We start from the raw sequence: 23829 nt of genomic DNA on the forward strand, positions 1-23829 counted from the left end.
CCTCGAAGGTCATCAATCTTAAATCAGGTTAAAGCTGTGAAGATAACGAAGACCATTTTAAATTGGGGACTCTAGGTCCAAGGGAGCATGCTCGGTCTTAAAGTTCATCTTCAGTGTAACTAAAAAAGATCTAGATAGAGGATGAAGTTGATCATCTCTATCTAAATCTAATCTTAGATTGTTTTGTTATTCTTCCTCATCAAAATACTTCGGATTAAACAACTCATCTAATCCCGTTCCCAACACATCAGCAATCTTCAAGCACACCTTCAATGACGGGTTATACTTGAACGTTTCAATCAGTCCCACCGTTTGCCGGGTGATTCCGACCTGCATTGCTAGATCACGCTGGGACATTCCCCTTAGTTTGCGAAATTCACGAATTTTATTATTCATTAGTAGCACCAACTATTCGTACACTTTGACGATCTTTTTCTTACGACCACCATAATTAGCTAATGTCCACCATACAAAAAGAAATGGAGCACCTACAACAAAGAACGATAAATCCATTGAATCACCGAATAATAAATTTAAACCAAAGTACATCCCAAAGTATAGAATCACAGTAACCAGTGACCACATCAGGCTCCGCTTTAGCTCCAACTTCAATCTTGAATGATACTCATCTTCGCTGTACACCTCGTAATTTCTGACGTTTGCTTGGTTAATTTTAAATTCAGTATAGATTGTAAAAACAACGATAAACGCCATAATTACAAACGTGTATATACTCAAGTTATGGTGCTTTGTTAGCCAATCAATAAGAATCGACACAGCAAGCAAACCGTAATTTAATATGTAAATCATCACTAAGCTGCTCATCCCCGCCTTCATCAAGCGTTCCTGTTGAGCCTCATCAAGTGATCCATCAATTCCAAATATAAATCTTCCCAGTTTTGACATTTTGATTGTCTCCAAACATTTTTGTGTGCAACATATATATTGCCAAGATGACAACTATATTTTGCATCCAAAAGAGTTCAAAAACAACCCCATTTGGTAAAAAAAGCGTATATCTTGGTTTACATGCGGCAGTATTTTCATAAAACAACTACTATTCTTTTATTAATCGTGGTAACTTGATGATACTAAAAACTTTACTGCGAAAAGGAGAATCCATGCTTTCAGTTAACAATGTCAGCAAGCAATTCGACCAAGTAAAAGCCCTCAGTAACGTCAATTTTTCAATTAACGACGGCACAATTCTGGGATTAATTGGTCAAAATGGGGCTGGTAAAACCACTCTGTTTCATAGCACCCTCAATTTCATCTCTCATGACGGTGAAATTCTATGGAACGGCGAACCAATCACGGAGAAATCGTTTGATGAAGTTGGTTACCTCCCCGAAGAACGAAGTCTCTTACCTAAAATGACGATTGAGCAACAAGTTACATACCTAGCAGCTCTTAAGGGAATGCCGGCCAAAATGGTCAGCCAAAAATTACCAGGTTGGATGAAGAAGTTTGAAGTGAAGGGCAAGCCAACTGATAAAATTAAGGATCTATCCAAGGGTAACCAGCAAAAGGTGCAACTAATCTGTACTCTGATTCATGATCCTAAGTTTATCATTCTGGACGAACCGTTTAGTGGTCTTGATCCCGTCAATGCTTCACTACTAAAGGCTGCGATTCTTGAAGCCAAGGCAAACGGAGCAACAATCATCTTCTCAAGTCATGATATGAATAACGTTGAAGAAATCTGCGATGAACTAGTAATGCTAAAGGACGGCCACGTTGTCCTTCATGGCCCGGTCAATCAAGTTAGGAACCAGTATCCCAGAACTAAGTTGATCATTTCACCAACCATTCCGATTTCTGATGTTGCCACCATCCCCGGAGTTATTGACGCCAAACAGTTTTCAGACCACTACCAACTTACACTAAGCTCAGAGGAGGTCGGCAAGGTAGTATTCAAACGAGTTTCTAACGGTGAATACATTGAAACCTTCAGTCAACAAGCTCCTAGTCTAGACGAGATTTTTAGAATGAAAGTTGGTGAGATAGATGAATAAAATGTGGACCGTTGCCAAGCAAACCTATTCTCATCAAGTAAAGACCTGGAGTTTTTTCTTGATGGTTATCTCCCCGTTTATTCTCCTGCTTATTTCCGTAGGAGTTGGCTACCTTTCATCTAATTCAAGTAGCAATAGTGAGCCAGAAATCGCGGTAATTTCTCACACCCCCGCGGTTACAGCCACTAAAGTTACCAAAACAACGGATGCGTTTACGTCGAAATCAATGTCAGAGGCAACGGCAAAACGTAAGCTCCATGATAATGATCTCGATGGTTACGTTGTTATATCTCAACAAAAGTCAGGCAGGTTAACTGCTAAATACACAGGTAATAAAAAGATGTCGGCAGCTACTCAAACTGGTCTGATAGCGTTTCTTCAAAAATCCCAACAGGCTCAAAATATCATGGACTCTAAGGTCACGGCAAGACAGTTAACAACTTTAAGTCGGCAGCCTAGTATAACCCAGCATGTTAATAACCAAGGTAAATCAGACAACGAAACCTACAAGGTCGTTGCATTTTACCTACTGGTTGTGATGGCATACTTCATCTTACTAACGTATTCGACGATTACGGCCCAAGAAATTGCCCAGGATAAGGGAACCAAGATTATTGAGATCATCTTTTCAAGTACAACCGCCCAAAAATACTTCTTCGGTAAACTGCTAGGAATTATGGGCGTCATTTGTACTCAAATCGCAATTTACGTTGTTGGTGGTTACCTTAGTTTTAACATTGCTAAAGTGGGTGGCGATTTCAAAGAATTGATAAATGATAACAGCCACTTAATTCACATGGTGATTGGCAACTTAATCAACGTTAACCTATTGTTTGTATTTCTGGGGGTTGTGATTTACACGATTTTATCCGCATTCAGTGGGGCATTGGTTGCTAAAGCTGAGGATGCGAACAAAGCGGCTACCCCTGCTATCTACATTTGTCTTGCCGCATTTTTACTCTCATTTTCATTCATTGATAACCCCACGTCCGTGGTAACCCAAATTCTATCATTTGTCCCATTCATGTCATCATTTTTCATGCCCATTAGGGTGATTGATGGCTCTGTCTCTGGGGCGGGGATTGGGTTATCGTTGATTATCTTAATTGTAACTATTGGTGCAATGGCTTACTACATCAGCTCAATCTATGAAGGATTGATGCTGCAAAGTGATAACTCAAGTTTCTGGAATCGGTTCAAACGAGGATTGAAATACGGAAATAAGTAATAAATCGACAAAACCGGCTGAAAATTCAGTCGGTTTTTCTTTGTCAGTTTTTAATTTTGTTCTATACTTAAATTATCAATAATGAAAGCAGGTGAAAATATGCGGGCAAATAAATTTACGTTTGCATTCGGGCTTTTCGCAGTTTTAGCTGGAATCGTAATTGGCCTTGTTTCGCTAATGTTAACGTTTGGTTCTTCGGTAAGTGCAACTGGAGTTCTCACTGGCTCAATCGTCACGGTGATTGGATTAGCGTTTTTATCAATTGATCACAATCACATTCGATATGCCTCATTGGCACTTGTGTTTTTAGGAATTTTCTACTATTTTTATTTTCACTCACACCAACATATTTTCATCGCACTCATAATTTCAGTGATTATTATTGCGGTAATCGAATATGGGTTACGACATCGATAGACCGCATTAGCCACGTTTTGTAAATTTATTGGTATAATTAAAGTAATCAATCAAATGGAGGGATTAACATGGGAGACCAATTTAGTAACATAGCTGAGGAAATCATTCATTATCAAAAGAAGCACGATATGCCGGATACTCAGTTAGCGTTCAACTTGCACATTTCGGTCGAACGCCTCCACTCAATTAAATCAATGGAGTCTGATCCAACAAATGAAGAGCTTACAATAATTCAGAAGTTTGTTAGATAGGCGGTGGAACAAAATCATACGAAGATGATTTCGTCGTTCCACCCCCGCAGAGAGCACTACAGAAATCTTTGATTTCGTCTTAGTGCCCCAGCAAGAACAACAATTAGTGGATTCTGCGAAAAGCGGGATTCACTCTTGATGTTTACTGCAAACCCAACAGTAACTGAGGGCCATGAATAATGGGCATCAGTCCTGATGGTTACTGCGTGTGGCAAGAGTTTGAGTAAAAGCAAAAAGGCAGTGATATAGTTAGGTATGTCCAATCCATGTTTTTAGGTGTACCTAGTTTACTACACTCTAATTTTTAATAAACCTATTATTCCTATCCCGATTTACATTTTTTCATCAAATTTCGTCCTCAAAAGAATCTTGGTTGTCCGCCAAAACAATACCGTTTGCACCGCATTATACTGCATCACAGTTGGCTTCGACGCCCCTTTCAAGTCAATGCTGGTCACTTCATTTAACTTTTGCTCTGCCTGCTCATTGAACATCTTAACAAAGTTATCGTATCCGACTTGGGGCGAATCGTCTGATAATATCCATGCCAATCCGAGTTTAATTTCAGTTAGCGAAAAGACGTTTTTCAACAAACTAACAACAATTGCACCAGCCACTTGAATCCGATCATGCAATTTTCCATCAGGTGACTTGATTACATTAGCTTTGAAATAGTTGTGCATCATCGTCTTCGTTAGTTTATCACCAACAATCGGCTCAACATACTTGTTAGTAAACTCAATCAGCTGATCCAAATGCAGACTAAAATCAGGCAGTTCTTCCCACAATGGTAATTTCAACGGTTTGGGTTGGGTTTCCAAATCATCAACACCCCCTAGTCAATCTGAACAGCGATTCCAATCAGGCCAGGACCAGTGTGGACTCCCAGCGCTGGGGATACATCGCCCCGAAAAACCTTATGGTCTGGAAAAATCTTCTTAATATCATCGACTACTTGCTCGCTAAGGGCCTCATTATGACCGTGAGCCACCCCGATTCTGAAACTGGGAGCTGCTTTGGCATGAGTTATTGCCAAATCAACAAGTTTTTTCAACGCTTTCTTTTCAGACCGTTCTTTGTCAATTGGATAATAGATTCCCTCTGAATTACATGAAATAATTGGTTTTATTTTTAATGCTGAGCCAAGGATTCCTGCAACCCGACCAATTCGACCACCAGCTCGAAGGTACTTCAGACTCGGAACGTAGAAATAAACCCGGCTTCTGAGAACCGATTCAGTGACCCGGTCAACAACGTCATCAAAGTCAACGCCATCACTGATTAGCTCTTCAGCAAAAGTTGCAATTAATCTAGCCCCAATCCCAATATTTTTGGTATCGATAACATTAACCTTGACTGACTCATCAAGGTCAGCAGCCTGCTTGAACACACTGTTAGTGACTGATAGGCCACTTGAGATGGTTACCCCAATGATGTTGTGATAACCCTTAGCCTTTAGTCTTTCAATTGATTTGCTAACTAAAGCAATGGTTGGACTAGCGGTTGTAGGAATCACGCCATTATTCATCATTTCATAAACTTCAATTGGTTCAATCGTTTCACGATCAAGATAATCATTACCTTCAGCCGTAACCATCAATGGAACGATTTCTACGTTTTCTTCCATTGCTACTTCAGTAGGAATATCGGTTGCAGAATCGACTAACAATCCAATTTTGGGATTCATTGTGAGTTCTCCTTTTAACAAAAGCCTTGTATTTATGTAGTATTCTAAACTACATTTTGTAGTTGTCAATACCGTATAATTGAAGACACAAAAAAATCACAACCTCGCTGGTTGTGATTTTTGCTTTATCATAAATTTACTTCGCCTTAGTTACGTAAATATATAGTGTGGTAGTTGAATAACCCATATCAAAGTCGATACCGTTGGAATGAAGGGTCTTGGTAGTCGTCGAGTTCTTGTCCTTACTCTTCGCCTTATCCTGAAATTCCTTCATAATCTTCTTAGCATCAGCTCCAACCGTATTACTCAACACTGCAAATGAAGTTCCGAATCCCGTAGCCTTTTTAACTGACTTCAAGCTCTTGATTGGAACCATGATTGCAATTCCAGTTACCTTATCATTAGCAACATTAGCCCTAATTGTTAGGTTTTTGGTTGTGATGAGGTTATGGACCCCGCTACTGATTTTGCTTGGCATTAACCGGTCCTTGACCTTTGCCTTAGCCCGCTTCATTGCTTTCTTGACCTTTTGGCCATCAGCTTTGAGCGCTTGGCCTTGAGCAGCAATATCTTTACCTTGGGTAGCAACATCCTGCAAATCAGATGCTGCTGACGTATCGCCACTTGCTAGTTGTTTCTTAGCCTTAGCAGCCTTACTCTGCAAACTAGCTTGTTGTTTCTTAAGGGCAGCACCCTTAGCTTGAACCTCTTTAGCCTTCTTTTGATCAGCCTTAGAAAGTTCACTTGCAGTGATTGCTTCGTTATACTGAACACTCAGCTTGGGATACTTGATAAGAACCTTAGCTTTATTAACAGTAACGGTCTGTTTTAGATTAGCAGCTGAAACTTTCACTTTTTGGTCGGTTGGCTTAGCTGGGATAACCACTGCAAACGCACCGTTCTTAACTTTCACGGTTTGTTTATTACCGCCGTCAATAGTATATGAAACATGCTTTTGGTTTGAATTACCTTTGACCACAGCGGCTAGACCACTTGGGTTAATTTGGTGGTCCTTAACTGTTAGTGTCTTCTTACCGCAACCCACTAGGAGAACGCCGATAAAGACAGCAACTAAGGATAACCAGATTTTCTTCTTCACGTCAGTTCCTCCTATCCTAATTCCACATTACCAGAGAATTGTGAGTTATACAGATCTGCGTAGAACCCTTTCTTCTCAAGTAATGCATTATGGGTACCAGTTTCAACGATTGAACCGTGATTCATAACAATAATGTTGTCAGCGTTTTGAATCGTTGACAATCTGTGAGCAACAACGAAACTCGTTCTGTTTTCAAGCAATTGACTCATTGCGTGTTGAATTTGGACTTCAGTTCTCGTATCAACTGATGAAGTAGCTTCATCTAGAATCAGGATTTCTGGGTCCGCAACAAACGCTCTGGCAATCGTCACAAGTTGACGTTGACCTTGGGAAATGTTTGATGCCTCTTCATTAAGCACCGTATCATAACCATTTGGTAGTTTTCTAACAAACTCATCAACGTGGGCTGCCTTAGCAGCAGCAATGATTTCATCATGACTAGCATCCTCGCGACCATATTTAATGTTGTCATAGATACTACCTGAGAATAGCCAAGTGTCCTGGAGCACCATTGCAAAGTGAGAACGCAACTCCTCGCGGTCAAGGTCGCGTGTGTCCTTACCGTTCAAGCGAATAGCGCCGCCACTCACGTCGTAGAATCGTTCTAGTAAGTTAATAATCGTTGTCTTACCAGCACCAGTTGGTCCAACGATTGCGACTTGCTGTCCTGGTTTAACTTCCAAATTGTAGTCAGTCATCAATAACTCACTGTTATCATATCCAAATTGGACATGTTCCAACTCAATCAGGTTATCAGTGTTTTCCTTAACTTCCCGATTCTCATTGGTGTCTTTCATTTCTTCTTCATCGAGAACATCAAAGACCCGCTCTGCAGAAGCAATGGTTGACTGAATCGTGTTCATCAAATTGGCTAACTGAGCTAACGGTTGTGAAAATTGGTTGGTGTATTGAAGGAAAGCCTGAACGTTACCAAGAGTAACCGTTCCGTTAGAAACCTGAATTCCACCAATAACGGCAACGAACACATAACCAACGTTATTAAGGAAAATCATAAGTGGCATCGTGATTCCTGAGATGAACTGTGCCTTCCATGCTGATTTGTAGTAGTTTTCGTTTTGAATTTCAAACTTCTTGATCATGTCGTCTTCCTTGTTAAAACTCTTAAGAACAACGTGACCAGCGTAATTTTCTTCAACTTGATCATTCAGCAGACCAAGACTCTTTTGTTGAGCTCCAAAGAACTTTTGAGACTTAGGAGCCACGTATCCCACAACCAATAAGCTTAGTGGAATCGTTACTAAAGCAATCAAGGTCAACTTCCAACTAATTGTAAACATCATGTACAAAGTTCCGAAGAAGGTAACGGTTGAAGTCACGGCTTGCGTCAAACTTTGTTGTAGAGTACTGGCAATATTATCCATATCGTTAACTGCCCGACTCATGATATCCCCATTACTATGGGTGTCATAGTAGTTAATAGGAACGTTCTTCATTTTTAACTTCATGACCTTTCGCAACCGGTAAACCGTGTTCTGCGAAATTCTAGTCATGATGAATTGTTGCATAAAACTGAAGAGGGCTGATGCCAAATACATCACAATAACTATGATAATAATTTGAAGAATCTTATCGTAGTTGATTGGCAAGCCAGCGATATTAAAGCCAGCTTTTTGTTGAGCCGACCCCTTCATAACTCCCTTGAAGATTTCGGTTGTTGCTTCACCTAAAATCTTAGGGGTCCTGATTTGGAAGATAACACTAATGATGGCAAACGCCAAAACTAAAACCAAACCGACGATTCGATCTGACATATAGCTCATTAGTCGTTTAGTCGTTCCCCAAAAGTTCTTGGGCTTTTCAACTAAACCATGAGGACCACCATGACCACCGCCACGGGGGCCAACTGGGCGAACTGTTGCTTTTTTATCACTCATTAAATGTCATCCTCCCCTCTTAATTGAGACTTGATGATTTCTTGGTAAACTTCATTAGTTTGCTTAAGTTCTTCGTGAGTACCCTTACCAACCAACTTACCATTATCAAGAACTAAAATTACATCTGCATCTGCAACGGTAGCGATTCTTTGGGCAACGATTACAGTAACACTTTGTTGAATGTGACTATCGGCTCTAAGGGCCGCTCTTAATTCAGAATCAGTTTTAAAATCAAGAGCTGAGAACGAATCATCAAAGACGTAAACAGATGCCTGCTTTACCAACGCTCTGGCAATAGCAAGTCGTTGTCTTTGACCACCAGAGTAGTTACCACCACCCTGTTCAACTTCTTGATCAAGGCCATCTGGATTTTCCTTAACGAAATCAGATGCCTTAGCGATATCAAGTGCGTGCCATAAGTCATCGTCAGTTGCATTTTCGTTACCATACATCAAGTTTTCCCTTAATGTTCCGGTAAATAGCGTTGCCTTCTGGGGAACAAATGCAACAGCATCCCGCAATTCCTTAAAGCCAATATTCTCAATATTAATCCCATCTAAGTTGATTGAACCCTTCTCAATATCGTAGAACCGGGGAATCAAGTTAACTAACGTGGTTTTACCAGACCCAGTACCACCAATGATGGCAACTGTTTGACCACTCTTGGCATCAAAATCAATGTCCTCAAGGGCTAACATTTCGGCTCCACGATAACGGTAATCAACATGGTCGAATTGTAATTCGTGTTCTGTGCTTTCGGGAAGCTTTGTTGCGTCCTGCTTTTCAGCCATAGTCGACTTCATATCAAGCACGGTCTTGATTCGTTTGGCGGATGCTTGGGCCCGTGGAATAAATACGAACACCATCGAAAGCATCATAAAACTCATCAAAATTTGCATTGCGTATGTCATAAACGCAATCAAGTTACCAACTTGCATTGCTTGGTTACCAATTAAAGTAGCACCAAACCACACAATGGCAACGTTAGTTCCACTCATGATCAAAGTCATCACTGGGAAAGCTGTAGCGATAATCGTGTTAACCTTTATTGCATTATGGGTGTAATCTTGGTTAGCATCTTCAAATCGATCTTGTTCACGGGTGTCCTGCCGAAATGCTCGAATAACCCGAACCCCAGTCAATCCTTCACGGAAGACCTGGTTAATTTTATCTGTCTTTTTCTGCATTGCTTGGAACAGTGGCACTGCAAAGTAGAGTAGCAGGCCAACGAACAACAGCATCAATGGCACAACCACTACGAAAATCATCGTTAGTTGGTGATCCTTTGAGTAAGCTAAGAAACTAGCTCCAATCAGCATGATTGGGGCCATAATCATCATTCTTAACATAATCATGGCTGCGTTTTGAACTTGAATAACGTCGTTCGTCGTTCTGGTAATCAGTGATGAAGTCTCAACTTGATCAAACTCATCGTTAGAAAAGCCGATTACCTTTTTATAAACGTCACTTCGTAAATTTTGACCTAACTTTTGGGAGGTCGTTGAAGCAAGTAACACGTTACCAACGGCTGCGGCAATACTTAACAGTGAGAAGCCGACCATTTCAAATCCGACTTTCCATATATAGTCAATATCACCTTTTGCGACACCGTTGTTAACGATATCTGAGGTCAAACTGGGAAGATTTAGGTTGGCGACAACTTGGACGATCATGAAGAGAATCGCACCAAGGACGGCCCAATAAGAGATTCTTCCCTTAGCAACTTTTAGCATTTCACAGCTCCTTTCGAAAGCTTGGTTAACATTAAATACAATGAGTTATTGTACGCTTTTCTTACAAACATGCAACAAGTTCTGATAATTTATTTTATATTCTTGTCTTAATCGTTCTCGTAGCATGATTTTGGACCGCAATGAGCACAGATTTAAGTCTTTCTATAATGCTAAATATAAAAAGCATAACCATTCTTTTAGCAATACCTATGGAACGTGGTGGACACAGTTTTGAGCCTTTTTAGAATCATAAAAGTCTCAAAATCTGGTCTTACCGTAGGGAGTAAACTCCCAACGATAATTTCACCACTGATAGGTATTGCTCTTTGAATGATTATGCAAGTGCATTTTCTCTTAATTATTCATAGAAGGAAAAATTTAAGTAATCCAAAAATTAGTCTCAAAAGATAGAAAGTAATTAGAAAATACTAAATGCTTCTTTACAAACAGCAATATTACGCTTAATCTTAAATTTTTCTTTGCTTAATTAACTTTAAAACATACGTGTATAACACATACCCCAGAGATAAAATGCCACAAAATTGATTAGTTGTACTAAAACCAAACCCTATGTTGAAGGGTTGCAAAATTCCACAAGCCAAACTTAAAATACCAAACACTATTAATGCACCAACAAATATCTTGTCTCCAATAAACTTATGAACTTTTCCTAAGGAAACAAATCTAGACAATAGTAGTGATGAAAAAAGAATTAGTATTAGGAAATCCATATAGATTAACCCAAACTGGGAAGATAATTGAGTTATCCTTTCAATAAACAAGACTACAATAAGAATCCAAACAATAATTAAATGGTTTATTTTTATTTTAGGAGTGATAACAACCTTTGGAGAAAGTAAGTTTTCCATTGATATCCCGTAGAAGTTGCAAAGGCCGTATAAAATTTCAATATCAGGGGTATTTCTTCCTGTTTCCCATCCAGAAACAGTTGATCTTGATACATGAAATTTAACAGCCAACTCGCTTTGCTTTATATTGTTTAAGTCTCTTAGTTTTTTTAAATTACTAGCTAAATTATTAGACAAATCGCAAACCTCATTTCAAAAAACGCAAACTTAAAATCATTATGTAATCATCTTATTCGCAATTTCATTCTCAAGCAAGATACGTTTCGTAACATCAGCAATAACCATCAATATTATTGCTGCAATCTAAATTTTTGGATGTATGCTTAACTCAAAATTAATTGAGGAAGGTTAATATATGCCACAGAATTCAATTGTAAGCACTGAAAAAATTTGTACGCACATAAATTCACAATCTATACTTAAAAATGTTTCCATTTCTTTGGGAAGAGGAAGGGTAGTTGGACTAGTGGGACCAAATGGTGCGGGAAAGACAACTGTAATGAAATCCATTTTGGGATTAATTAGTGTTGATTCTGGCTCAATATTCGTTGAAGGACAACAGGTCACCCCACAACATCACTCCATTATTAAGCAAAAGGTGGGAGCCCTAATTGAAGGCCCCGCAATTTATCCATTTTTAACGGGCTTTGAGCACCTTAAAATGATGACTAATGATATAGGACAAATAATTAGTTTCTCTGATCAATTAGGACTAACTAAATATCTTCCCAAAAAGGTCAAGGGGTACTCACTTGGTACCAAACAGAAGCTTGGAATTGTTCTTGCGCTAATCAATGACCCTGACTTAGTTATTCTTGATGAGCCAATGAATGGATTGGATCCCCAATCAACCAGACAGTTGAGAAATTTAATTCAAAAACTTTCAAAGAATGGAACGACTTTTTTTATATCAAGTCATATTTTAAGTGAGTTAGAAAAAATAATTGATGATGTGATTGTATTAGATAGCGGAAAGGTGACCTTGTCTACTTCTTTAGAAAAGTTGTATCAAGAGTCTACTCGTAAATTAGTGATTGAAACTTCTGCTGGAAGCGTTGAAATAAATAACGAAGATTTTAGTCAATTAAATAATGAACTTATACGCCTGATAAAACAAAGAGTCAAAATAAACAATATTCGATATCGTCCAAGTGATCTTGAAGATTCATTATTAAAATACTTAGATGACCATAATCAGGAGGAAAATTGATGCAAAGCATATTAAATCAAGAAATTTTTAAAATGACTCATAAAAACTCTACTTGGACCTCGATCCTTGCTTTAACTGTATTAACAATACTACTGGCCGTTTCAAATCTTTACCAGACTAAAATCCAAGATGTAAAATTTTACTTTTCATCAGGCTTTGCGGGATTTCAATGGCTGCTCTTAATAACTATTGTGATCAGCGCTTCTTTTATTACAATGGAGTTTGAATATGGAACTATTAAACAATTAGTAATCCAATCCAGTAATCGATTTACGATTTTTGGGACAAAAATATTTCTGGTTGCCTGTTATAGTGTTTTTCTTCATATTTTTATTATCATACTGACACTAGGAATAAAATTTCTAATGTTTCCTAGTCTGAATTTAAATGAAAACTATATGCATCAAAGATCACTAATAATAAACCTCCTAGCAAATGCTGGTTTAGATGTATTTAGCTCCTTTCTAATAATTAGTATCGTTGCTTTTTTGGCTGCATTTGGAAGTAACAGTGCGATTTCAATATCTGTTGGACTGGGGGTAACTTTTCTTGGTCAAGGATTATCACATCTGATTATTCAATCCATGATAAAACAAGTACCAATAGTTAAATGGAATCCTTTTAATATGTTAAATTTACAGGAACAATTTGCTAATGCAAATTATCACTATATTTCTCACCTAACAACAGGTCAATTACTTATTGGAGATATTATTTGGACCGCAATTATGCTTATTGCTGCCGCAATTGTGTTTTCAAAGCGAAAGATTTAGACCTTTTGCCCATATATGTACAGCAAAAACAGCTTGCCAGTGATTACTAAAAAAGGCAACACCTATTTGTTAGGTATTGCCAGATTATAATTATCCGTGGTCAAACGTGACCTTACTTCTTTCTTTTCTCCATCCACCTCTGCCACCACGACTTCTTCGGCTTGCCATCCTGATACCGTTTCATCCCTTCCGCATAGGGATTCCACATCAGCCTGTTCATCGAATTCGTCTTAGGCGTCAATTGCTTACCGCAATTTGGGCAGACATCAACCTTTGTTTCCAACTTATATCCACAGTATGGACAAAATTTCATATCTTCTGCCATTGTGATCACCTAGATTGTTGCTGACTCTGATTCCGTTGACGACGAACCTCTGCAGCCTTGGCATCGGATGCGGCAGCCTTTCGCGCTCGCTCCTCAGCGGCCTTTTGCTTAGCTTCGTCTTCGCGCTTCATTTCAACTCGAATCAGGTCCATTCGATGGGCAAAGAACTTCCAACCCCCAACAATTAAAATTGTTGCGGCAATTGAGTATGGAAAGGTCCACCAAGGCATAAAGCTCCCGTTTTTAATAAATGTTGGGCCAAAAAAGTTATACGCCGCCATTAAAATAATGATCATTGTTGATATTTGTAATGTATCAACAATCCACTTAGGAAACTTTGATTTTCGCTTGCCTGCCATTGATGAATCCCCCTTAATCAATATGATTTTCTAATAAGAACGCCTTGAAATAATCAAAGGCTACTTCCTTTATTGTTTCGATTCCCACTTCTTTTGTCAACAAACCATCATCGTCAATATCAATCAGCCGAATCTTGACACTCCCAGTTTTTGAGTAAATAACTTCAGGCACCCCGAGCAAATCCTGATTTCCAGTCAGCTCAAATCGCATCACTTTATGAAAATGAACCGCTTGACTCAAAATGTTGAGTAAAATATTGTCATTATCATCAAAGTCTCGCTGAGCATTCAAGCCTTGCAGGGTAAAGTGCTGACTGTTCCAGTTATCGTAAACATAGTTCCGTAAAATGGTTAAGTAGTCACTTTCAAGGACCAACCGTTTGATATCGTCATAACGGAGCCAAACGTAACCACCAAACCGACCACTCATATCAACAACGCGAATAACCAGTTCATTTGCGTTTTGAGAAACTACTGAACCCACGTAAAAGTACTTCCGATCATCTGCGGTTTCCAAGGTAAATAGCTTCCCTGACTGTTCAAGGCCACCGATATACTGAATAATATCGTCTTTATCCTCAACCGTGAATGGTTCGATATGGTTTTCCGGCGTAACAAACTCAATTGAATGTTTCAATAGCCTGAGCTCGCTACCGCCAAACTCAATGCCAACAATATCGCGAAACTTAATAGTAACGTGCTTTGATTCATTAAAGTTAAACTTATTGATTTGGTTGAACTTCAGTTGATCACTATCAATATCAAGAATCATTCCCTCAGAATACTCCAGCTTTTCATTATTCAAAGTAACGATTAGGGCTGGATTTTCCTGAGCATTGAGCATATTGATAATGTTTAGGAATAAGTTATCCGAAAGATTGACCGGCAATTCAGCGTTCTCATCAAGTTCAATTCCGCTGTCTTCATCAAACGTAATCCGGTCCTTCATACTAGCGATGTCATAACTATCCGTTTCGACCTTTTCAATTCCAGCAATCTTCAAATAAACCTCACCATCCCGCAGGCCATAGTCACTGTACGTATCCATGACTAGGTCAGCAGAACTGAGATATTGAATAACTCCCGTATAGACAATTTCGCTATTTTTTTGATAAACATTGACCAGCATTTCATCAATCTGTGCTGATCGCAATTCTTCGTATATTTCGATCAAAATCCACCATCCAAATTAAGATACTGCGTTATTTACAAATTCAACTAAGTCCGAGCCCTTTTTACCGTCGCTTAGGCCAACAAGTAATTTGATTCTAGCCTTCTGGCCATTCAGCCCTTTACATAGAATCAAGCCCATCTTTTTAAGCTCGATACCACCACCATCATAGTCATAGATATCTTGAGCCACACCATTGTAACATCTTGACACCAAAACGATAGGAACTTGATTATCTAGCAACCGTTGAACTGCTGGTAACGTTTCTGGTGGCAGGTTTCCAGCCCCAAGGCCCTCAATAACTAAGCCCCTAGTCGTACCATCATTGATTGCATCAAATAGTGTTCCATCCATTCCAGCGTATGCTTTCAATAAGTATACATTATCAAGAACGGAATCAATGTCACAAACTTCGGTTTCAATCAGCTCTTGGAAGTAGTTCGCACTCTTCTGGGTCACGATTCCAATTGGGCCAAACGTAGGAGTTCTGAACGTTGCTACGTTTGTTGTATGAGTTTTGGTAACGTAACGGGCAGTATGAATCTCATCATTCATCACGACCAAGACACCCTTACCGTATGATGCATCAGCTGCCGCTACTCGAATCGCACTTTGAAAATTGTATAATCCATCCGAACCAATTTCGTTAGATGAACGCATTGCACCCGTCAAGACGACAGGAATCGTTGCTGGGAGAGTCAAATCTAGAAAATAGGCCGTTTCTTCAAGGGTATCTGTTCCATGAGTGATAACCACCCCATCAACTCCATCAGCAATTGCCTGCTTGATTCGTTGCTTGATCTGCAACATAACCCTTGGCGTCACATGAGGCGAAGGCAAGTTGAACATTTCGTCAGTAATCAAGTTGATTTCACCGTTCAAAATAACTTCTTGTTCTGCAATTGGATTTTCGTCGTTTTGGACAACCTCACCGTTCTCGTTTTGAGACATTGAAATCGTCCCACCTGTATGGATAGCTAAAATAGTTTTCATTGCTTAATCTCTCCTACCTGTTAATCTATACTATTGTACCGTAAAATATAGGTAATAAACTTAAAACTTTTAAGAGGCAGATAACATGACCGACCAAGATAGATACTACCAACCTTCCAACTCAAAGGATGCCATGCGACAGATTGAAAAACTGTTCAATCAGTACAAGGATGCCCCACTCACCCAGGAGCTGGTCGACTACAATCAAAATCTAATTAATCGTTTAAACGACGATATTTTAACCGCAGCTAAACAGGAAGGAATTCCTGAACGAATCGCTTCCGTAAATTCAATGGTAACCGTAATGCAAAAATGGGTTCAAATGCGACTCGCCGGCAAACCATTCGGTGGCAGAATGGAACACTTCGACTACGTATCCGATGAAGCCAAGTCAAAATTTAAACGAAAAGTTCAAAAAATCAAGGGTTCAAGCAACCATCGCTCATCTCGCCATTAGCATAAGTATTGTATAATTTAGAGTAATAAGTACGTGTAGGAGGAATAACGATTGGAAAAAGCAATTGTGGAATTAAAAGGAGTCTCCAAGGTTTATGATGATGGCTTCGTTGCTTTAAAAGATATCGATCTTAAATTAAATCAGGGTGAATTTTACACCCTTCTTGGCCCATCAGGCTCCGGTAAAACAACTATATTAAGGGCAATTGCTGGGTTTACCGACGTTAGTTCCGGTGAAGTGCTATTTGATGGCAAAAGAATCAACTCAATTCCAGCCAACAAACGCCAGCTTAACACCGTTTTTCAGGACTACGCCCTCTTCCCAAATATGAACGTGTTTGAAAATGTGGCGTTTGGTCTTGTTGTGTCTAAAACCCCAAAGGACGAAATTAAGCAACGAGTTGCTGACGCCCTCAAATTAGTGCAACTTGAAAAGTATGCCAACCGGGAAATCACTGAACTTTCTGGTGGTCAGCAACAACGAATCGCTATTGCCCGAGCAGTTGTGAACCAACCAAAGGTGCTACTTCTTGATGAACCTCTTTCTGCATTGGACGCCAAACTGCGAAAGGACATGCAGTACGAGCTGCGTGATCTCCAGCAGCGTTTAGGAATTACATTCCTATTCGTTACCCATGATCAAGAAGAAGCGCTCGCCATGTCAGACGAGATTTTCGTAATGAACGACGGTGAGATCCTCCAAAAGGGAACCCCTGTTGATATTTACGACGAGCCAATTAACCACTTCGTTGCTAACTTTATTGGTGAAAGCAACATCATCCCCGGTAAGATGATTGAAGATTACAAAGTTGAGTTTCTCGGTCACCAGTTTGAAAGTGCCGATGCTGGAATGCGTCCCAACGAACCAGTTGAAGTCGTCATTCGCCCAGAAGACCTAGTAATCACTTCCCCAGAAAACGGAAAACTCCAGGTCAAGGTCAGTGATCAATTGTTCCGTGGTGACTACTACGAAATTTTGGCGTACGATTCCGACGGTAATGAATGGCTGATTCATTCAACTAACGCAACGGAAGACGATAAAATCGTTGGCTTGAGTTTTGGGCCTCATGATATGCACGTTATGCGTTACCACGAGTCAGAAGAAAACTTCAATGAACGACTAGATAGTTACGAAGATTAGGAGGGCTGATAATGAACAAAGGAACAAAGGCCATCTTCATGACGCCGTACATCCTCTGGCTGGGTTTATTCGTAATTGCTCCAGTTGGACTGATTTTCTATTATTCTTTTTTTAACGTTCAGGGTCAGTTTACCCTCGATAATTACCGCAACTTTTTCGCATCAGGAACCTACCTGGCAATGACCGCCAACTCCGTGCTCTATGCTTTTTTGATTACCCTGATTGCCCTACTGATTAGCTACCCAATGGCTTACTACATAAGTAAACTTAAGCATCGTGATTTGTGGATTCTTCTGGTTATCCTGCCAACGTGGATCAACTTGTTGCTCAAAGCATACGCCTTTATCGGGCTACTTAGTCGCGACGGTCTGGTGAACAACCTATCCCAATTTTTCGGGCTAGGCGTTCATCACATGTTATTCACCAACGCCAGTTTCATTCTGGTAGCTGCGTATATTCAAATTCCGTTCATGATTTTGCCAATCTACAATTCACTGGTCGACATCAACGGGTCATTCATTCGAGCAAGTCATGATTTAGGGGCGACTACTTACCAGACATTCACTAAAATCATTCTCCCTCTCACCAAACCAGGAATTCAATCGGGAGTGCAAATCGTCTTTATTCCATCGTTATCACTCTTCATGCTTTCACGTTTGATTGGTGGAAATAAGATTATTACCCTTGGTACTGCGGTTGAGGAACACTTCTTAACCACAATGAACTGGGGAATGGGGTCAACGATTGGGGTCGTCTTAATCATCTCAATGGTTATCGTTATGTTATTGACCAACACAAAGAAGAAGAAACGGGGGCAGCTAAATGCAAAGTAAAGCGTCAAAATTTGGTAAATTCTACCTCATTTTTATCTTTTTGCTGCTATACATTCCAATTGCCTACCTAATTATTTACTCTTTCTCAAAGGGCACCACAATGGCGAACTTTCACGGGTTCACCCTTAAACATTATCAAGACCTGTTCGCTGACAAACGGATGCTAGCAATTTTTCTCAACACGATATTAATTGCCTTACTATCATCATTAATTTCAACGATTATTGGAACTATCGGAGCATTTGCGGTTCATAACGCTCGCAAGCGACACACTAAGCAAACCCTGCTGTCATTAAACAGCATCCTGCTGGTATCACCAGACGTTATCATTGGTGCTAGTTTCCTGATTTTCTTCACGTCACTAAGTGTTCCGTTAGGCTTCTGGTCAGTTCTGTTGAGCCACATTGCGTTTGAAATTCCAATCGTGCTCCTCATGGTCCTGCCCCGCCTCAACGAAATGAGTCCATCGCTGATAAACGCCGCGTTAGACCTGGGAGCAACGCCATCCCAGATCCTGTCACAAATCATTATTCCCTATATTCAACCCGGAATCATTGCTGGTTTCTTCATGGCAATCACCTACTCACTCGACGACTTTGCCGTTACCTTCTTTGTTACCGGAAATGGCTTTACCACCCTATCAGTGGAAATTTATTCCAGGGCTCGGCAAGGAATCGACCTGGAAATCAACGCCCTGTCTGGCATCATGTTCATCTTCTCGCTCATCCTTGTTTTGGTGTACTACTTCATTGAAAGCCACAATGTTTCTAAGGGTCGCAAGAAGAACAGACTGGAGGCGGTTGAATAATGAAACGCCTACTGATTGCAATAACATCACTATTAATAATTTGCGCTGGTCTTGCCTTTGGTAGTAATGAACTTCAGAAAACTACCGGTGACACCGGCTCTAAAGTGCTTAACCTTTACAACTGGGGTGACTACATTGACCCTTCATTGATTACCAAGTTTCAAAAGGAAACCGGCTACCACGTCAACGTTGAAACCTTCGATAGTAACGAAGCGATGTACACCAAAATCAAGCAAGGCGGAACCAACTATGATTTAACGGTTCCTAGTGATTACATGGTTCAAAAAATGAAGCAAGATAAATTATTGATTCCGCTAGATAAGAGTCAGCTAACTGGCATCAGCAATTATGGTCAGGATTACATGAACAAGACTTTTGATCCTGGCAATAAGTACTCACTACCCTATTTCTGGGGCACCCTTGGAATTATTTACAATGATAAGTACATCAAGAAGGGATCCATCGCCCACTGGAATCAACTGTGGGACAAAAAGTACAAGAACCGAATCATGCTGATCGACTCTGCTCGTGACATTATGGGACTTTCGTTGATTTCAATGGGCAAATCCGTTAATACTACGAATACCGCAGACCTTAAGGCCGCTAAACGAAAGCTCGATAAACTGGCACCAAACGTTAAAGCAGTTGTCGCTGACGAAATTAAAATGTACATGGCCGAAGGTGAGGCTCCCCTTGCCGTAGATTGGTCAGGTGAAGCAGCGGAGATGATGTCACAAAATAGCCACCTCCACTACGTTGTGCCCACTGAAGGTAGCAATATGTGGTTTGATAATTTGGTCATCCCCAAGACAGCCAAACACTTCACAGCAATCTACAAGTTCCTTAATTTTATGTCTGAACCAGAAAATGCCGCTAAGAACGCTGAGTATATAGGTTATTCAACCCCAAATACCAAAGCGTTCAAGTTGCTACCTAAACAGATTCAAACGGATAAGCAATTCTATCCAGACCAACAGGTAATCGACCGCCTGCAGGTTTACAAGAACCTAAGTCAGCAAAAAGTTGAGCAGTACAACGATTTGTACCTTGAGTTCAAAATGAAACACTGATTAGTCAAACGGGCTAATTTGTTTTAAACTAATACATGAGGTGATTTTAATGGCAAAGCAAAACCGGCGACGTGATGTTATCATTGATATGAATGAATTTCTGATCACATATGCTGCAACGATTTTAAACCCAGCTGACAATATCTCAGCTGACCTGTACAACGTAGCAAAACAAGATTACACCAAGATTGACGACCTACTTAAAGACAATGGATATGGTCGTAAGAACAAGTTCTACAACATTGGCGTGGGCTTCTTAAGAAACTCAACTCCAGGAATCTCAGATGATGATTTAGCTACTGAGGCTGATAAATTGGCTAAGGAAGCAATTGATTACATGGGCAAGAATGAGCAGTTCTTTGAAACTTGGAGAACCGACTAGAACTTAACTCAAGACCTACCGAGCTGAAAGGCTGGGTGGTGTTTTTATTTTTGGTCTGCTAAATACCGCTTCTTTATTTCGTCGATCTATATTAAAGAAATATTCTATAGTTAAGCACGATATAGTCACACTTGTATAATACAGTAATATTAATAACAAATATCGACATAGTTTTTATTAACCTATGTTGTTATTTATAAATTTTAGTATTGAAGGAGATTAGAATGAATTGTTCTAACCGTTTAATTTTTCAGTCAAGTGTAACATTGTTAACCATAGGGGGCGTGGCTACATCATCAGTTGTAGAAGTCGTTCATGCAGATAATAATTCGGCAATGTCTACGGATAAACAATCTGTATTATCAGATAATAATAGTATTAACGATGATAACAACATCGATCAGGAGATTGATAAAGAAATTCAAGTTAGGCAAATCTCCGTAGAGAAGCAGACTATTGCACGGGAACAAATGAAGGAATTCTTCAATCCAGACCACTCACATTATATGGATTCAACTTCATTGACTGCTTGGGGTAATCCTAATGATAAAAAGCCAAGCAATGGCTATATAGAAAGGGCGTGATGGTAATGCGTTTTGGCTATATTTTAATTATAATAGCATCCTGTATCATAATGTTTGCCATTGACTATAATGGGTGGTTCGATTTCCAACCTTTATTAGCGCTGATATGGTGCAGTTTTCTGGCAATTATTGCATTTTCCACTTACCAGATTCTTTCCCATAAAAATAACCAACATTGAAAAATATGTATTTGGGTCAATGTAACATCTGCCGGATCATCAAACCAAGTGCAACACTTTATCAAGTAGAACCTCTTTTCATACTTATCGCGGTGTTTCTTAGAAAATACTCTCTAAGGTCTGACCAACAGACAGTAACACCTAATTCATCCCTAATTGTAGCTAGGTTTAATAACCCTACGCCATGATAAGTTGTTAGAGAATGAACGAATTCATTCGGATTTTCATTGAGCCCAAGTAAAGATACAGGGTCACGAAAATTCAATATGAACTAAGTAATGAGCTCAAAACCACTATAGCGACGTTGCAGTCCCCATTCTCTCGAAAAACCTATTTCATTTATTGACTACAATTCAGTGATTATGCTTACAATGATTTAAAGAAAAAGTACCAAATCAATTCAACTTGGCCAATTCTTGAATAGATAAGTATCGTTAAAGCAAACGACATAGTAGCACTTAGATGTAGTTAAGATTCAACTATTACTAAACACTCATAAAAAATAGAGATCATCTTGAACATTAAGCTCAACAAAAATGGTTACCCGTACCCCCACTTGCAATTATAATTATTTCCGTATGTTAATTTTTGCAGAGACTGCTCTTGATTCCCGTTACTTCTGTTGAAAATTACAGACTACTTATTTTCATTGATTTTAAAAGTTCAAATGCACAAACCCACCTTAATTTCAAGATTGAAGATACAAACGCTCGTTCGTATAATTGAATATACGAACTGGAGGTCTTGAACATGGAACAAATTCAATCATTAGAAAATATCGCTGCTGGTTACATGAAGAAAGGCAAAATCGTTGAGGTCAAAGTCAACGACTCGCTGAGACGGACGGGGCACCGTCAGGACTGGATTGGTAGCATCACCGGAATCAGTGGCCAAGCAATTACGCTGACGAATTTTTTCAATCATTCTTCCAAAATTAGTTTTAAAAACATTAATGATATTGTGACGATTACTAAGGTGAAGTAATCATCATATATACAAAGCGAGGAACTGAAAGCAATTGTGGGCTTTCAATTCCCCGCTTTTTCTGTCTCACCGCCCTTCACCAATCACCTGCGTATTTACCCATATTCCTGGTCAACTTCCCTCACAAGCATATTTATTGCCCAAATTTGGTCCATTTCGTTACCATGTTGGTACAAAATCATTTAAGCCGCGCTTAAGTTGAGTTTGATAACTTACTATATAACAGCAAAGAGCATATTGCTTAACAAGCTGGTTAATTTGACTAAAATAACTAATGGACTGTTTTAGAGAGAAATAAACAAATGGTAAGGTGATAGAGGAAAAATGTTTAAAAAGAGAATTGAATGGATTGACGTTGCCAAAGCAATCGGAATCATTGCTGTCGTTATTGGTCATGCACTACCGAGTGGCAACACTACTCAAATTATCTACTGGTGGCACATGCCCCTATTTTTCATCATTAGTGGTTTCTTTTTGAAACCCATCAAACTAAACCAAATTAAATCCTTCTTCAATCGAAGAATCAAGAAGGATCTCCTAGTCTATTTCGGAGCAGGAGCAATCTTAATCGCCCTCTTCGGGTTGGTAAACGGCAAACCAGTTAATTACTTACTGGATTATCTGCCTAATCTACTATGGGGTGGCCGGACACTTAACAATTACACCACCGCATTTTGGTTCGTGAACGTTTACCTGATCTCAATTACGTTTGTCACTTTCTTGGTTTCAGCAATCAAAAGCCGTTGGCAACAACTCATCATAGTAGGAACTATGTTCATAATTGGATGTTCATACGACCACGTAAGTCTCCAAATCAATGGCTATAATATGTTACCTTGGAACGTTGATATTGCCTTAATTACAGTATTATTTACTTACTTAGGCTACCTATTCATGCATACCAATTGGGAATGGCTAAAAAAGCCAATCGTTATTGCTAGCTTAACGATAGCTAGTATCAGTCTCATTGTAATGAAATTAAATGGTATCTTTGCCTTTAAGATGTCCCTAAAATCACACATGATCCACTCATCTTTACCAAACGTGGTGATGATGGCTACGATTCCCCTGATTTTATCGTTCACTGTTTTTGCCTGGTCTTACCTGATTACTAAGTTTCAAGATAGTTTGGCCCTTCAATTTATTGGTCAGCACACGATGATCATTATGTTTCTCCATCGGGCAATTCTCGACTTGTGCGGAATGGCAGGCATCCACAACTTAACAGTGAAGATTGGCTTTGCGTTAATAATTCCACTGATGTTAGCGGTTATTGAGTTTCCTCGTAACCAGCGAGCACTCTATCTATCGCCAAGTAGAATTTAAAATCAACAATTGAACTCAAAAAAAGGTTCCCGATAGCATTC

At 39.5% G+C, this 23829-nt stretch carries 27 protein-coding genes; 15 read left to right on the forward strand and 12 right to left on the reverse strand.

Annotation, left to right across the window (positions count from 1 at the left end):
• Positions 1-186: 186 nt before the first annotated feature.
• A complete protein-coding gene (locus QOW94_RS04115; protein ID WP_283678915.1) occupies positions 187-396 on the reverse strand; it encodes a helix-turn-helix transcriptional regulator in 210 nt (69 codons plus the stop codon).
• A 12-nt stretch (positions 397-408) separates the two neighbouring features.
• The gene (locus QOW94_RS04120; RefSeq protein WP_283678916.1) at positions 409-906 is read right to left on the reverse strand and encodes a DUF3278 domain-containing protein; all 498 of its coding nucleotides are present in this window, start codon (positions 904-906) and stop codon (positions 409-411) included.
• A 215-nt stretch (positions 907-1121) separates the two neighbouring features.
• Between QOW94_RS04120 and QOW94_RS04125 the strand changes: the two genes are divergently transcribed.
• The 4 genes from QOW94_RS04125 to QOW94_RS04140 all read left to right on the forward strand — a co-directional run bounded on the left by QOW94_RS04125 (position 1122) and on the right by QOW94_RS04140 (position 3911).
• Complete coding sequence (locus QOW94_RS04125) at positions 1122-2015, forward strand: ABC transporter ATP-binding protein (RefSeq protein ID WP_283678918.1); 894 nt, start codon at positions 1122-1124, stop codon at positions 2013-2015.
• On the forward strand, positions 2008-3243 hold the full coding sequence (locus QOW94_RS04130) for an ABC transporter permease (protein WP_283678919.1): 1236 nt from the start codon (positions 2008-2010) through the stop codon (positions 3241-3243). The genes QOW94_RS04125 and QOW94_RS04130 overlap by 8 nt, the downstream gene beginning before the upstream one ends.
• A 99-nt stretch (positions 3244-3342) precedes the next feature.
• Complete coding sequence (locus tag QOW94_RS04135) at positions 3343-3660, forward strand: hypothetical protein (RefSeq protein ID WP_283678920.1); 318 nt, start codon at positions 3343-3345, stop codon at positions 3658-3660.
• Positions 3661-3728: 68 nt separating this feature from the next.
• Positions 3729-3911 (forward strand): LBP_cg2779 family protein, encoded by a 183-nt coding sequence (locus QOW94_RS04140; RefSeq protein ID WP_283678922.1) that lies wholly within the window; start codon positions 3729-3731, stop codon positions 3909-3911.
• A gap of 332 nt (positions 3912-4243) precedes the next feature.
• Here the strand turns inward: QOW94_RS04140 and QOW94_RS04145 are convergent, their stop codons facing one another.
• The 6 genes from QOW94_RS04145 to QOW94_RS04170 all read right to left on the reverse strand — a co-directional run bounded on the left by QOW94_RS04145 (position 4244) and on the right by QOW94_RS04170 (position 11371).
• Positions 4244-4732 (reverse strand): DUF1836 domain-containing protein, encoded by a 489-nt coding sequence (locus QOW94_RS04145; protein WP_283678923.1) that lies wholly within the window; start codon positions 4730-4732, stop codon positions 4244-4246.
• Positions 4733-4746: 14 nt separating this feature from the next.
• The gene (locus tag QOW94_RS04150) at positions 4747-5598 is read right to left on the reverse strand and encodes a DegV family protein (protein ID WP_283678924.1); all 852 of its coding nucleotides are present in this window, start codon (positions 5596-5598) and stop codon (positions 4747-4749) included.
• A gap of 136 nt (positions 5599-5734) precedes the next feature.
• Positions 5735-6697 (reverse strand): hypothetical protein, encoded by a 963-nt coding sequence (locus QOW94_RS04155; RefSeq protein WP_283678925.1) that lies wholly within the window; start codon positions 6695-6697, stop codon positions 5735-5737.
• Between the two features lie 11 nt (positions 6698-6708).
• Complete coding sequence (locus QOW94_RS04160) at positions 6709-8592, reverse strand: ABC transporter ATP-binding protein (protein WP_283678926.1); 1884 nt, start codon at positions 8590-8592, stop codon at positions 6709-6711.
• The gene (locus tag QOW94_RS04165; protein ID WP_283678927.1) at positions 8592-10325 is read right to left on the reverse strand and encodes an ABC transporter ATP-binding protein; all 1734 of its coding nucleotides are present in this window, start codon (positions 10323-10325) and stop codon (positions 8592-8594) included. The genes QOW94_RS04160 and QOW94_RS04165 overlap by 1 nt, the downstream gene beginning before the upstream one ends.
• A gap of 467 nt (positions 10326-10792) precedes the next feature.
• On the reverse strand, positions 10793-11371 hold the full coding sequence (locus QOW94_RS04170; RefSeq protein WP_283678928.1) for a helix-turn-helix transcriptional regulator: 579 nt from the start codon (positions 11369-11371) through the stop codon (positions 10793-10795).
• Between the two features lie 178 nt (positions 11372-11549).
• On the opposite strand from QOW94_RS04170, the gene QOW94_RS04175 reads away from it, so the two are divergent.
• Positions 11550-12404: an ABC transporter ATP-binding protein gene (locus tag QOW94_RS04175; protein ID WP_283678929.1), complete on the forward strand. Its 855-nt coding sequence runs from the start codon at positions 11550-11552 to the stop codon at positions 12402-12404.
• The gene (locus QOW94_RS04180) at positions 12404-13177 is read left to right on the forward strand and encodes an ABC transporter permease (RefSeq protein WP_283678930.1); all 774 of its coding nucleotides are present in this window, start codon (positions 12404-12406) and stop codon (positions 13175-13177) included. Before QOW94_RS04175 ends, QOW94_RS04180 begins: the two co-directional genes overlap by 1 nt.
• A 112-nt stretch (positions 13178-13289) precedes the next feature.
• Here the strand turns inward: QOW94_RS04180 and QOW94_RS04185 are convergent, their stop codons facing one another.
• The 4 genes from QOW94_RS04185 to QOW94_RS04200 are packed head-to-tail and all read right to left on the reverse strand — an operon-like array spanning position 13290 to position 16025.
• Positions 13290-13502, reverse strand: coding sequence for a double zinc ribbon domain-containing protein (locus QOW94_RS04185; protein WP_283678931.1), 213 nt, complete (start codon positions 13500-13502; stop codon positions 13290-13292).
• Positions 13503-13507: 5 nt separating this feature from the next.
• Complete coding sequence (locus tag QOW94_RS04190; protein ID WP_283678932.1) at positions 13508-13861, reverse strand: hypothetical protein; 354 nt, start codon at positions 13859-13861, stop codon at positions 13508-13510.
• A 13-nt stretch (positions 13862-13874) separates the two neighbouring features.
• Entirely contained in the window at positions 13875-15035 is a 1161-nt protein-coding gene (locus QOW94_RS04195; RefSeq protein WP_283678933.1) for a hypothetical protein, read from the reverse strand.
• A gap of 15 nt (positions 15036-15050) precedes the next feature.
• Positions 15051-16025, reverse strand: a complete 975-nt coding sequence (locus QOW94_RS04200) for an asparaginase (protein WP_283678935.1) — start codon at positions 16023-16025, stop codon at positions 15051-15053.
• A gap of 85 nt (positions 16026-16110) precedes the next feature.
• On the opposite strand from QOW94_RS04200, the gene QOW94_RS04205 reads away from it, so the two are divergent.
• The 9 genes from QOW94_RS04205 to QOW94_RS04245 all read left to right on the forward strand — a co-directional run bounded on the left by QOW94_RS04205 (position 16111) and on the right by QOW94_RS04245 (position 23788).
• Complete coding sequence (locus tag QOW94_RS04205) at positions 16111-16482, forward strand: hypothetical protein (RefSeq protein WP_283678936.1); 372 nt, start codon at positions 16111-16113, stop codon at positions 16480-16482.
• Positions 16483-16533: 51 nt separating this feature from the next.
• Positions 16534-17622 (forward strand): ABC transporter ATP-binding protein, encoded by a 1089-nt coding sequence (locus QOW94_RS04210; protein ID WP_283678937.1) that lies wholly within the window; start codon positions 16534-16536, stop codon positions 17620-17622.
• An 11-nt stretch (positions 17623-17633) separates the two neighbouring features.
• A complete protein-coding gene (locus QOW94_RS04215) occupies positions 17634-18455 on the forward strand; it encodes an ABC transporter permease (protein WP_283678938.1) in 822 nt (273 codons plus the stop codon).
• Positions 18445-19263, forward strand: coding sequence for an ABC transporter permease (locus QOW94_RS04220; protein WP_283678939.1), 819 nt, complete (start codon positions 18445-18447; stop codon positions 19261-19263). Before QOW94_RS04215 ends, QOW94_RS04220 begins: the two co-directional genes overlap by 11 nt.
• Positions 19263-20333 carry an ABC transporter substrate-binding protein gene (locus QOW94_RS04225; RefSeq protein WP_283678941.1) on the forward strand — a complete coding sequence of 357 codons (1071 nt, stop codon included), beginning with the start codon at positions 19263-19265 and terminating at the stop codon, positions 20331-20333. The genes QOW94_RS04220 and QOW94_RS04225 overlap by 1 nt, the downstream gene beginning before the upstream one ends.
• Positions 20334-20382: 49 nt before the next feature.
• Complete coding sequence (locus QOW94_RS04230; RefSeq protein ID WP_283678942.1) at positions 20383-20715, forward strand: hypothetical protein; 333 nt, start codon at positions 20383-20385, stop codon at positions 20713-20715.
• A gap of 284 nt (positions 20716-20999) precedes the next feature.
• Positions 21000-21299 (forward strand): hypothetical protein, encoded by a 300-nt coding sequence (locus tag QOW94_RS04235; RefSeq protein ID WP_283678943.1) that lies wholly within the window; start codon positions 21000-21002, stop codon positions 21297-21299.
• Positions 21300-22228: 929 nt separating this feature from the next.
• Complete coding sequence (locus tag QOW94_RS04240; protein WP_283678944.1) at positions 22229-22462, forward strand: hypothetical protein; 234 nt, start codon at positions 22229-22231, stop codon at positions 22460-22462.
• A gap of 324 nt (positions 22463-22786) precedes the next feature.
• A complete protein-coding gene (locus QOW94_RS04245; RefSeq protein WP_283678945.1) occupies positions 22787-23788 on the forward strand; it encodes an acyltransferase family protein in 1002 nt (333 codons plus the stop codon).
• Positions 23789-23829: the final 41 nt, after the last annotated feature.

The organism is Lentilactobacillus sp. Marseille-Q4993, from assembly GCF_951230165.1.
Lineage (GTDB): Bacteria > Bacillota > Bacilli > Lactobacillales > Lactobacillaceae > Lentilactobacillus.